This is a genomic window from Algoriphagus sp. (assembly GCF_024305035.1).
GTDB lineage: Bacteria > Bacteroidota > Bacteroidia > Cytophagales > Cyclobacteriaceae > Algoriphagus.
The window spans coordinates 1-12,587 of record NZ_JAMWZB010000041.1 but is presented as its reverse complement, the minus strand read 5'-3'; the positions used below and the strand labels follow the sequence as shown (position 1 = coordinate 12,587).

Here is a 12,587-nt window from a genome sequence, read left to right as displayed (position 1 = left end):
TATGACCATGAAATCCGCCGACCACCTTAACCTGGAGCTTTGGGAAGATGAAGCCCTGATCCGCCAACAAAACCAACTCAAATATCAATTCTGGGAGCTTTTGGGAAAGGTTGGCGATCAGATTGAGCAGCAGGACCTACTAAAAATCCATGCTCGCTCCAAAGGTAAGAAACTTTCCCAAGGCAGTGATTTGATGGGACTACCCTATCAGGTCTTGGATATCGTTCGGGATTTTGATTTGGCTTCCGGACTCAATATCCGAGTGCTCAACTGGTATGGAAAAGGCCTCTACCTGTTGGTGCTGTTGGGAAAAGAGAAATTTGGTTCCCTGGATTTGAAAGGCCTTTCTTTTTTCCAAACCTATTGGGAAAGCCCCTGGGACTATGAACGACTGGTAGAAACGGAGCCGACATCGGCAAAGCAGCCTTGCGAGAAAGAACCTGATTTTCTTCAATGGTGTAAAAAGATTCCTGTTTCCCATTTGGTGACTGAAAATGAAAGCGAATGGGTTTTTCAATTAAAAAAATTGCTGGAGCGGATCAGTCGGCATCTGGGAATCCAAGAGAATTAAGTTATTTTTAAACAGGAATTGTATTCCTTGCGTACATACTTTCGATTGTCAAAAATTTACTAGGCACTTCACGCTCTTTAACCGAGTTGAAGCAAATCTAATCCTATGAGATATATCTTAATTTTCCTTTCCCTCTTCTCCACCTCACTTTTAGCCCAGGAAACAAAACTAGTCAAGCAGTTTAATAAGGACTCTACGTTGATGGCCACTGGACCTTCCATAAATAATGTCCGTCAGGGTCTTTGGAAAATCTACAATCCCAAAACCAACACCCTGCTTTCTGAGGGACTTTACGAGGATGGATTAAAAGATGGCAAATGGACAAGCTATTTTCAAGATGGCAAGAAACAACTGGAAGTGGAATACCGCAAAGGCAACTTATTCGGCAAAGCTGAAATTTACGATGCCGATGGATTTTTGAAGCGGGAGTTGATTTTTCAGGACAGCGTTCTGGTGGGTAAATACCTCGAATATTACGGCAAGACAGGCCAACCCAGTTACGTGGAGCCTGATCAGATTTACATCGAAGGCCAATATACCGATGGACGCAAGGAAGGACAGTGGATTACCTATCATCCCTTCGGAGAAATTTACATCCGCGAGTTCTACAAAAACAACCTCAAAGATGGTCCCTACCTCGAATATGATCCCGATGGCGGCCTGATGACGGAGGCTTTTTACAAGCTCGGAGAGTTGGAGGGAGAGTTTAAGCGCTATTCCTATGGAAATGTCATTCTGGAAGAAGGAATGTATGAGAATGGAAAAAAAGTAGGAGAATGGAAGCGTTATTTTCCGGAAACCAAAATACTGGAAGCTGAGGAATATTACAGTGAAAACGGGAGACCCGATGGCACTTGGAAATATTACTACGAAAACAGAAGACTTGCCCGAGTAGAAAAGTACGAAAATGGAATAGCCGTGGGAACCTGGGAAGAGTATTTCCCCAATAAATCAGTGGCCAAACGAAAAACCTATGAACTTGGAGTTCCAGTTGGTGAGTACGTGGAATTCCATAATAATGGGGAGCCTTCTGTTCAAGGACAATACGAATCCGGAATGAAAACAGGCCTTTGGAAAAGTTACGACCCGGAGGGAACGCTGTATTCCATCGGAGAGTATCGAAATGATTTAAAAACTGGACTGTGGAAGTATTTCAACAAAATAGGGGTTTTAATTGCCGAAGGGGAATACAGCCTGGGGATGGAGAATGGCCAATGGGTGTATTACTATGATGGGGGACAGCTCAAATCGGTAGGCGCCTACAAGCTTGGATTTGAAGATGGAATTTGGGGTTTGTTTTACGACAACAAGCAGCTTACCCAAGAAGAATATTGGGAAAATGGGCGATTGATGAACGTTGGGGACTACCTGAGCTACGATGGCAGCCAAAAACTGGAAAAAGGTTCCCTCAAAGACGGTGAGGGATCTCGAATTACCTATTACATCAACGGCAAAAAAGAATCCGAAGGAAACTACAAAAACGGCAAGGCCGATGGAATTTGGATTTTTTACCATGAAAATGGGCGAAAAGCTTCCGAAGGAAGCATGGTTGACGGCAAAAAAGAGGGTCCTTGGCGGTATTACAATCCGGCTGGAAGATTGGAGGATTTGATCAATTACAAGAATGACGAAATCGTACAAGAAAGTGCATCGACTGTTTTTCAATTTTAAACTTTCTATTCTAGGCTGAGTTGTACTAAAAAAGCTCCTATGTTTGGTCTATTCAAAAAGAAATCCGAAAAAGAAAAATTGCAGGAAAAATACAGCAAAATGCTTTCCGAAGCGCACAAACTCTCCCATTCAAACCGCACGGCCGCAGATAAACTGATGGCGGAGGCCGAGGAGATCGCCAAAAAAATAGAGAAACTGTAAGCAGCTATTTCTTACCCATAGAAACATTATTAACATACATTTATTTGTATTTGAGATAAATATTCTTATCTTAACCTTCCTTTTAAACAGTTCTGTAGTATTTTCTGTATTAGAAAATTCAAATTTTAAGGGTGATTGAGCTACGGAATCGGTTTGAAATTTTTAGGTCCGGGTTTCTCCGGGCCTTTTTTTGTTCGTGCAGTCCTCCCCTTAGGTTCTGGAATAATCATCGGATAGCCGAACAATATCCGACTCATCAGAGGGGTGAGTGGGATCGGTGTGCATCCAAATTTCAGCTACCACTCCCCAATTATCCAGCCCTACCAACCGATGCCGTTCGCCTTGGGAAAGAGAAACGATTTGATGAATCTGCATGGATTCCTGTTTTCCTTCTGCATCGGTTTGACTGCGAACAATTCCGGCTTTTCCCGCAATTAAATTCCAAAGCTCAGCCCTGCGATGATGGTACTGCCAGGAGAGTCGTGCCCCCGGAGAAACCACTAAAATCTTTGGGCTTAATTTCATGTCCAATTGTTGGGCAGTCAGATTCACTTCCTCAAAAAAAGTGCTCGCAAAGGATTTGATTTGATTTTCATCGATGACAAAAAAGCCTCCCCAAGGCCGCTCAAAATCCCGGTTGAGGATGCTTAATCCCAAACCCTTTAAAAATCCCTCAACTTGATTGGATACTTCCCACTTGGGACTTTGCGGCGTTAGATTTAGTAAACTCATGATTTTTAAGAGGTTAAAAGAAAAAAGAATGGATAGAAAAGCAAATTGGGAATTTTGAATCTTTTTACCAAAAGCAGGGACCAAAAGAAATAAATTGGATTAATGTTGAAAATTTACTGCTTGTTTTTCAATTTTTTTCTAAAAGTATTTTTTGAAACGTAAAAAATACCGTATTTCAGGGATATCTTAACGCCATGAACCTAATAAACCCAAATGCTGTCATCGATAAGATGGACGGTGTTGTCGAAATCAAAAGCTACATCAACAAGATTAAGATCATTAAAAATCTTTATCTCAAAGGGGCTAACACTGCCAGTGAAATTTGCAATGAAGTAGGCATTTCCCTTCCCACTGTCAATTCCTTACTCAATGACCTCATGAGTTCAGGGGAAGTAATTAAGCACGGCCGTGCCGAATCTCAAGGGGGGAGAAAGCCGGACCTCTACCGGCTGGCAGAGGATGCCTTTTATGTGCTCTCGGTTGACCTCTCCAAATTTACCATGAATATCGCCCTGTATTCCTGTAATCACACCCAAGCCGTACCCAAAGAGAGCTTCAAGGTCACCCTCAACAACGAAAAGGAAACCTTCGACCGAATCTGTGACCTGATGGATCAATACATCAGATCTTCTGGGATCCCCAACGAGAAAATCATTGCCATCGGCATTTCCATGCCCGGATTGGTGGACTCCGTGGGTGGAGTCAACTACACCTATTTTAGATTCGGGAAAAAGACCCTTCTTGAAAATTTTGAATCCCGATTTGAAAAGAAAATATTTCTGGAAAACGATGCCCGGGCGATGACCCTAGCCGAGTTTAAATTTGGTTCGGAACATTCCCATAAAAATGTCCTCGGGGTATTTGTGGGCTGGGGAATCGGGCTTGGAATCATCATTGATGGAAAAATCTACCAAGGTGCTTCCGGTTTCGCCGGAGAATTTTCCCATTCTCCGATTTTCGAATCCCGGGATGTAACCTGTGCCTGTGGAAAAAAAGGATGCCTGGAAGCGGTTGCCTCCGGGACCGCGATTGTTAAAATGGCTGAGGCTGCCATCCTTTTGGACAAAGACAGTATCCTGGCCAGAATGGTCCGTGATCATCAGGGAGAGTTGGAGCCCGGAATCGTGGTGGAAGCGGCTTTGGCTGGAGATCAGCGAGCCATCACCATTCTTTCGGAAGCGGGCTTGGACTTAGGCCGAGGAATTTCTATCTTAATCCAACTGCTCAATCCCGAACTGATTATCATCGGAGGGTCAGTTGCAGAGGCCAATCAATACTTAATCACACCTATACAGCAAGCCCTTAACATCTACAGCATGGCCAAGTCCCGTGAAAAATCTAAGTTGGCCTTGTATAAATTAGGTGAGGATGTCGGCTTAATGGGTGGCATGGCTGTGGTAAACGAGCAGTTATTCGATGATGTGATCAGCAGACTGGGTTAAATTTAATTGTCATGTTCTTCTTCTGTGAAAATCGATTGAATCAGGTCTCCCTCCTATGGGCATTCCTGCTGATTTTTCCTTTGAATGAAGGACTTTCCCAAGAGAATTTTGAGGCAAAATTCCTCCCGCTCAAATCCAAAAAAGCCGGGATATCCTTTAAAAATCAACTCACCGAAGACCAGGTCAACAATATCCTGAGATACGAATATTTCTACAATGGCGGGGGTGTGGCCGTAGGTGATTTGAATAAGGATGGCCTGGATGATATTTTTTTTACCGGCAACATGGTCCCCAATCAACTCTATAAGAATTTGGGAAACCTGCAATTTGAAAATGTAACCAAATCGGCTAAGATAAAGGGAAAGGCAGCCTGGACGACAGGAGTCAGCATGGCCGATGTGAACGCAGACGGACTGTTGGATATTTACGTATGCTATTCTGGAAAAGGGACACCGGAAGACCGCAAAAACGAACTTTGGATCAATGAAGGGGATTTCAGCTTTAGCGAGCAAGCTGAAGCCTATGGAATTGCGGATCCTTCCAATAGCACCCAAGGCCTATTTTTTGATTTTGACCGAGATGGGGATTTGGACCTTTACCTTTTAAACCATCACATCGAGGTGATCAATGAATTGGAATTTGATGAAGCCAAATCCATCAGACATCCCTTTGCCGGAGACAAGCTTTACCGCAATGATCAGGGAAAATTTACCGATATCAGTACTGAGGCAGGGATCAAAGGCTCTGCCTTGGGTTTTGGACTGGGCGTGATCGCCTCAGACATCAACGGGGACGGTTGGCTGGATCTGCTGGTCACCAATGATTACATCGAGCCGGATTACGTATACATCAATCAGCAGGATGGAACATTTTCGGATCAACTGGAATCCCACCTCAATCATATTTCCCATTTTTCAATGGGAGCCGATATTGCTGACATCAATAATGACGGGCTTCAGGACATCTTTACCCTGGACATGCTTCCTGAGGACAATACGCGTCAAAAACTACTCTATGGCCCCGAAAATTACGAGCAGTATGCCCTGATGATTCGAAAAGGATTTTACCATCAGAATATGCGAAACATGCTTCACCTGAATCTGGGAGAAGGGAATTTTTCTGAAATCGGACAACTTACCGGGATTTCCAATACCGATTGGTCTTGGGCGGCCCTATTCTTTGATGCCACCAATGATGGGTTCAAGGACCTTTTTGTCAGCAATGGCTATTACCGGGATTACACCAACCGGGACTTTCTCAAGTACAAAGGCGATTATTATTTCAAGCAGGCAGTGGCCAATCAGACCGCAGACACCCTTCATTTGGTCACCTCGATGAGTTCCACACCGGTACACAATTACTTTTTTGAAAACCGGGGGGATCTGCAGTTTCAGGATCAAAGTCTAAATTGGGGATTCGAAAAACCGGGCTTCTCCAGCGGTGCCGCCTATTCGGATTTGGATCATGACGGAGACCTGGATTTGGTAGTCAACCACCTGAATGAAACGGCCGGCATTTATGAAAATACAGGAAAGAAAGGGAATTGGATTCAAGTAAAGCTGGAGGGACCCGATAAAAATCCTTTTGCCATTGGCAGCAGAGTGGAGCTATTCAGCCCAAATTTAAAACAGGTTCAGGAACTGCAACCGGTTCGGGGCTTTCAATCCTCGAGTACCCACACGCTTCATTTTGGCTTGGGAGAAAACAAGGCAATCGATTCCATTCGAGTCACCTGGCCTGACCAAAGCACTTCATCAGTTAACTCCATTCCCGTCAATGAGAGAATTACCATCACCTACAGGAATACCTCAAAACAGCCATCCCTAGAAAAAATCCCCGACCCCATCTTTAAGAAGTCCTCGAAACTTCCGCCTTTTCTTCCAGAAAATTCGGGCTTTAACGATTTCAAAAGGCAACCGTTGATGATCACCATGCCCTCTGCCATCAGCCCGGTGTTGGCAAAAGGGGATTTGAATCAGGACGGAATTCCAGAGATTTTCATCGGGGGAACCAAAGATCAGGCCGCACAGATTTTTTCATTTGATGGAAAAAACTGGACCCTCTATTCCGGATTTTCAAGTTCCGATGAATTCACTGATGCTGTAGCCCTTGTGGAAGATTTCAATGGCGATGGAGCTGCCGATTTATTTATCGGAAGTGGGGGCTATCACGACTACCTCAGATCAGATGCCGCCCTGGTGGATAGACTCTACCTCAACGATGGAAAAGGAAAACTTAGCCGATCAACAAGATTTCCAGACTACACGATCAGTACCGGAACCGCGATCAGTCTAGACATCAATCAAGACGGGGCTCCGGATCTTTTCGTGGGCGGAAAAATCATTCCCGGCCGCTATCCCCAAACCCCGGAAAGTAAAATCCTAATCAATGATGGGCAAGGCCAATTTTCCGATCAGACCGACCGGTACCTGAGCGATTCCAAGCTGGGCATGATCAGCTCAGCCCTAAGTCAGGACCTTAATGCGGACGGTTTTCCGGATTTGATTCTTGCCGGAGAATTCATGCCCATCACCGCCTTGATCAACCAAAAAGGTGAATCCTTTGTCGATCATACCCCACACTACTTTCCACAGCCGCTGAGCGGATGGTGGTCAGCGCTCAGCCAAGCAGATCTGGATGGAGACGGAGATTTGGATTTGATTGCCGGTAATTTTGGAGAAAACAGCCAATTTGAAGTCAATGAGGAAAAGAAACTTCGCCTTTTTTCCGCCGACTTTGATCAAAACGGATCCATTGATCCTATCCTCGAATGCTACATTGGGGATGGGTACTATCCCTTTGCCAGCAGGGATGAGTTGCTCGATCAAATGGTGAGCATGAGAAGCAAATTCACCGATTATGAATCCTATTCCAAGGCCAAAATTTCTGATTTATTCAGCCAAAAGGAACTGGATCAAGCCCAGTACTTGGAGGCAAATACCTTAAGCTCCTACTATTTCGAACAAACGCCCGAGGGATTTAAGCCCCATAAATTACCCAGGTTGGCTCAAGCTTTTCCAATCTATGCCATCCAAATCACAGACCTCAATCAGGATGGAAATTTAGATTTGATTTTGGGAGGAAACAACCGGCAAAGTCGGATTCGGGTGGGGAATCTAGATGCGGGATTGGGATTGGTCTTACAAGGAAATTCAAAAGGTGGCTTTGAGGCCCTTACGCCAAAACAGACCGGGATCCGCATCAAAGGGGATATTAAATCCCTGCTGGAATTTTCCCTAGGAGAAAAGAACTTTATCTTAGTTGGCGTTCATGGTCAAAGTTTAGAACTTTATGAACATGTGGAAAAATAACCTCAACGCTGTACGGTTGCTCCTACTCATGCTGGGGATGAGCTTGAATGTTTTCGCTGCCGATAAAAAAGCACCCAACTGGCCTAAAATCTATTCTGATCACTTATTTCAGTTGACCGAAGTGATGGTCACCGATGTGGCCAGCCCTCCCGTGGCAGCACGGATCTATGCCTATGCGGCCTTGAGTTCTTATCTTTTGATGGAAAGTGAAGGGGCAGTTTTTGAGCGGCAAAAAATTCCCGTTAGCGGGCCTTTTACCCGAACAGCTTCAGGCATCCCATCCCCGGAATTTGCGGCTGTCTACGCCATGCTTTTGGTGGGCGAAAAGCTCATGCCTTCCGGTTATTTGCTGCAGGAAAAACAAGAAAATTGGATTGATCAGGGGATCAAACTGAAAATTATAAAAAGAGGGGAAGTCAATGCCCATGTGCAAAAGGCCCAGCAAATCGCTTCGGAGGTTTTAGCCCTAGCAGGCAAAGACGGTTACAAGGAGCTCACGGCTTTAAATCGCTATACTCCAAAAGAGGGCCCGGGGAACTGGTACCCCACTCCACCGGCCTATATAGCGGCCGTAGAGCCTGAATGGAAAACGATGAAGCCATTTTTTATCCAAGAGCTCGATCAGTTTGACCCCGAGCCAATGGCTGAGTTTGACTTAGCCAAGGGAAGCTCCTTTCAACGCCAACTTCAGGAAGTCTATGAAGTGGGAAAAAACCTAAGTGAAGAACAAAAGCTAATTGCCAATTTTTGGGATTGCAATCCATTTAAAGTCACCTATTCGGGTCACATGGCCATGGGAGTCAAAAAAATCTCTCCCGGAGGACATTGGATGGGCATCACCGGAATCGCTGCCCAAAAAGCCCAACTCAATTTTCAAGAAACCGCCTACATTCATGCCCTGGTCGGAATGACCCTTCACGATGCTTTTATTTCCTGCTGGAAAGCCAAATACGAGACCAATCGCATTCGACCCGAAACCGTGATCAACCGAACCCTGAATCAGCGATGGAAACCCTTGCTTCAAACTCCTCCTTTTCCGGAATATACCTCCGGGCATTCGGTCATTTCTCAGGCCTCAGCTGTGATTCTCAGCTCCTACTTTGGGAATAATTTTTCGTTTTTGGATACCTCAGAAGTCTATTTTGGGTTGCCGGAGCGTCAATTTGACTCCTTCTTTCAGGCCTCCTCTGAGGCGGCTATTTCCCGGCTCTACGGAGGAATTCACTTCCGTGATGCCATTGAGGAGGGGTTAAAACAAGGAGATAAAATCGCAAAAATGATTCTGGACAAGTTGAAAATACAGGCTCAAACCGGTTCCTATGGCCAATAACCCATTCCTCCCATTGAAAAACTCCGTATTCGCTTTAGCGCTTTTGGTAATCCTTCTTTCCTGCACCAAAAAAAAAGAATCAAGCGCGGAGAAAACCGCCTCTCCTCCCAATATTATCCTGGTTTTTGCCGATGACCTGGGATACGGAGATCTGGGAGCTTATGGGGCCAAGGAATGGAAAACCCCTCACCTGGACCAGCTGGCAGAAGACGGTGTTAAATTCACACAGTTTTACGTTCCTCATGCGGTATGTACGGCCTCTCGGGCTGCCTTGCTCACCGGAACTTATGCGAATCGACTTGAGCTTTTTGGGGCTTTGGACCACACGGCCAACCATGGCTTAAACCCCAAAGAAACCACCATTGCCGAACTACTCAAAACCAAAGGCTACGCCACAGGAATGGTTGGCAAATGGCACTTGGGTCATTTGAAAGAATTCCTTCCCACCCGGCAGGGATTTGATTCGTATTTTGGCCTACCCTACTCCAATGATATGTGGCCCCATCATCCGGAAGCCAAGGAATATTATCCGCCCCTTCCCTTGATGGAAAATGAAGAAACCATCGAAATCTTAGACCAGCAGCATCAGCTGACTACTCAATACACCGAACGGGCCTTGGATTTTATTGATCAAAACAAAGAAACCCCATTTTTCCTTTACCTGGCCCATTCCATGCCTCATGTGCCACTTTACGTTTCTGAAAAATTTAAGGGAAAAAGCCAGCAGGGACTTTATGGAGATGTGATGATGGAAATCGACTGGTCAATGGGAGAAATCCGAAAGAAATTAAAAGCCCTTGAACTTGAAGAAAACACCTTAATCATCTTTACCTCCGATAACGGACCCTGGCTTTCATATGGTGGCCATGCCGGACAAACCGCAGGACTCAAGGAGGGCAAAGGAACTTCTTGGGAAGGAGGAATCCGAGTTCCTGCCATCATGACTTGGCCTGGGGTAATTCCGGCTGGATCGATTCAAGAACAAGCGGCGATGACCATCGATATATTACCCACCTTGGCGCACATCACCCAGGCTGCTCTTCCCGATTTACCCATTGATGGACGAAATATCTGGCCTTTGACTCAAGGAGAAACCCTAGCTCATCAGCCTTATTATGCCTACTACAATCAAAATGAGCTTCAGGCAGTCATTTTTGGAAAATGGAAGTTGGTTTTCCCTCATCGATACCGCACCCTTCCTGAACATACCCCCTTACGAAATGACGGCATTCCGGTCAAATATGATCACATCAATTTGACCGAACCCATGCTTTTTAACCTAGTCACCGATCCATTTGAAAAGACTAATGTGGCTGATATTCATCCGGATATGTATGATAAGCTGACTGGATTCGCTGAACTGGCCCGACAGGATATGGGCGATGCGCTGACTAATCGAAGCGGCACCGGTAATCGGAAAGCCGGGAAAATCGAGGACCGTTGAGCAAAAGAAAAACCGGAGCCGATTTAAAAAATTATTCGGGTCAAATTAGGTGAAGTCGGGACGCTTATCGTTTGAAAAAAAGGATATCAGACGGCATGGAGACACTTGATGCATGTTGTGTTTAGGTATAATTTTTTTCCTTTCAAGAAGAAAAAAATGGAATGCAAGTTTAAGAAAAACGAGGGTTTTGAAATTATTCCAGTTTTCAGGTTTTTCAACATCGGATCCTCGTATCCATTCATGAAATTGATCCCATCGAATGAAATTGGATAAGCATTGGAAAAAATCACATTCCAATCGGAGAAACCTATAGTGAATATTTCTTCAGAATTTCCGGGATTTAAAATATGAATAAAGGGATGGGTAAGCCCCCCCCCTTTTCTCCAAGTGTTTGATTCGCCCAAAGCGCTATTCAAAGCCTTCTTCCCCATGGACAAGAAGCGGGTTTAGATCTCCTCTTGACCGGGAACGCATCCCAGTGGCAATGAAAATTCATTCCATCACCCTGGGCGGGACGGGATAGGGAGAGAAAACTAAAGGTCAGTTGAGGTTTTCAGAGCGCTGAAGATTTTCTCACAAATCATATTTTACGGTGAGTATACCATACCTGGGCTGAACCAAATAGGAAAATGTACTAATTAAGTTCTCATTGAAGCTATCCCTTTGAATGAAATCGGTATTTAACATATTCCACATAGAAATCCGGAACTCCCAGGGACTTTTATTGCCCTGATAACCGAGAAAAGCATTAAAAAACTCAAAATCACTCCGGGTTCCGCTTGCTTGATTAAGGTAGGAGTTATAGGTGTAATCAGCATTTAAGGTTAAGCCTTTATAGATGTCCAGGTCAATTTCCAAGGTGGGACTGTGCGTGGAGAAGGTAGATGAAAGTTCGCCGGAATTGTAGGTGTTGGTGGTCAAGGCATAGCCCAAGTCCACTTCCAATACCTTGAAAAAAGTGGAAGTGATTTTAACGTCATAGCTTTGGGAAAACTGCTCATTCCGACTCGGTTTTTGATCCAAAATCAGATGAGTGGAAAAGGCATTCCAGTTTCCTCCTGCAGCAATTTTAAAGCGACTGTAGCGTTTGTCCATCCTCAAAGATCCGTTCAGGCTTTCATTGACAGGTTCCACGTTCAAAACAGAAAGCAATCTATTGATCCCCGCAAAATCAGTGGTGGTGATGATCTCATTTCGTTTCCGTTGCCAGTTCACATTGCCAACTAAATTCAATCCGGAAAACAGGTCGAAATGGCTATAATTCAAGGCATGATTGTAAAATAGCCCATTATCGAGCAGTGGATTTCCTTGAAAAATCGCGTTGTAATCCTGTAGCACCAACCCTTGAGCTAACTTTTGGACGTCCATAAAATTAGCTTCTGTCTGAAAACGATACGTGAACGATTTGGTGGATTTCAAGTCCCACTTGGCATAAAATCCGGGCAGAGCCAATACCTTTTGATGCCTTAACTCCCGTTCAAATTGGCTATCCTGCCAAGCATAGCGATGGAGGAAAATAGACGGGCTAAGGATGAGCTTTTTCCATTTCGTTTTATAGGTTATCCCTAAATAGACATCCTGGAATCCAAACACCGCATCATTTTCAAATTCGGAATAAGACTGGCTTGACCCCACTTGATCTAAGCGACCCACCAGACTTTGGCTGCTGTTTTGGTAGCCCAATGACCCATTCAAATGGTTGGTGGCATTGAGTATTTGATAATAGTTAAAAGCTCCTTCCAGGGATTGCCCGTGGATTTCTTGCTGTTGAACAAAACGGTAGCTTTCTTGATCAAGTACAGGAAATAATCCCACAAAGGGTTTCAAATTTGTCGTCAGATCATAAAGAGGATCCTGGAATTGTTTTTCCCAGTTACCCTCTAGG

General features: G+C 44.7%; 9 protein-coding genes. 7 read left to right on the top strand and 2 right to left on the bottom strand.

Going from position 1 to position 12,587, the window contains the following annotated elements:
* Window position 1 precedes the first annotated feature (1 nt).
* The 3 genes from Q0L00_RS18005 to Q0L00_RS17995 all read left to right on the top strand — a co-directional run bounded on the left by Q0L00_RS18005 (window position 2) and on the right by Q0L00_RS17995 (window position 2,443).
* Window positions 2-571: a hypothetical protein gene (locus tag Q0L00_RS18005; RefSeq protein ID WP_297338288.1), complete on the top strand. Its 570-nt coding sequence runs from the start codon at window positions 2-4 to the stop codon at window positions 569-571.
* Between the two features lie 105 nt (window positions 572-676).
* On the top strand, window positions 677-2,242 hold the full coding sequence (locus tag Q0L00_RS18000) for a toxin-antitoxin system YwqK family antitoxin (protein WP_297338287.1): 1,566 nt from the start codon (window positions 677-679) through the stop codon (window positions 2,240-2,242).
* Window positions 2,243-2,281: 39 nt separating this feature from the next.
* On the top strand, window positions 2,282-2,443 hold the full coding sequence (locus Q0L00_RS17995) for a Lacal_2735 family protein (RefSeq protein WP_297338286.1): 162 nt from the start codon (window positions 2,282-2,284) through the stop codon (window positions 2,441-2,443).
* 210 nt (window positions 2,444-2,653) lie between these two features.
* Here Q0L00_RS17995 and Q0L00_RS17990 read toward each other — a convergent pair whose 3' ends face one another.
* A complete protein-coding gene (locus tag Q0L00_RS17990; protein WP_297338285.1) occupies window positions 2,654-3,175 on the bottom strand; it encodes a phosphoheptose isomerase in 522 nt (173 codons plus the stop codon).
* A gap of 194 nt (window positions 3,176-3,369) precedes the next feature.
* Here Q0L00_RS17990 and Q0L00_RS17985 point away from each other — a divergent pair, with 194 nt between their 5' ends.
* From Q0L00_RS17985 to Q0L00_RS17970, 4 genes are read left to right on the top strand one after another with little or no spacing between them, the layout of a single operon-like run.
* Window positions 3,370-4,617 carry an ROK family transcriptional regulator gene (locus tag Q0L00_RS17985; protein ID WP_297338284.1) on the top strand — a complete coding sequence of 416 codons (1,248 nt, stop codon included), beginning with the start codon at window positions 3,370-3,372 and terminating at the stop codon, window positions 4,615-4,617.
* Window positions 4,618-4,628: 11 nt separating this feature from the next.
* Window positions 4,629-7,928, top strand: coding sequence for a VCBS repeat-containing protein (locus tag Q0L00_RS17980; RefSeq protein ID WP_297338283.1), 3,300 nt, complete (start codon window positions 4,629-4,631; stop codon window positions 7,926-7,928).
* Window positions 7,909-9,258 carry a vanadium-dependent haloperoxidase gene (locus tag Q0L00_RS17975; protein WP_297338282.1) on the top strand — a complete coding sequence of 450 codons (1,350 nt, stop codon included), beginning with the start codon at window positions 7,909-7,911 and terminating at the stop codon, window positions 9,256-9,258. Before Q0L00_RS17980 ends, Q0L00_RS17975 begins: the two co-directional genes overlap by 20 nt.
* Complete coding sequence (locus tag Q0L00_RS17970; RefSeq protein ID WP_297338281.1) at window positions 9,248-10,702, top strand: sulfatase; 1,455 nt, start codon at window positions 9,248-9,250, stop codon at window positions 10,700-10,702. Before Q0L00_RS17975 ends, Q0L00_RS17970 begins: the two co-directional genes overlap by 11 nt.
* 573 nt (window positions 10,703-11,275) lie before the next feature.
* Here the strand turns inward: Q0L00_RS17970 and Q0L00_RS17965 are convergent.
* Window positions 11,276-12,587, bottom strand: a 1,312-nt coding sequence (locus Q0L00_RS17965; RefSeq protein ID WP_297338280.1) for a hypothetical protein, incomplete at its 5' end; no start/stop codon positions are given.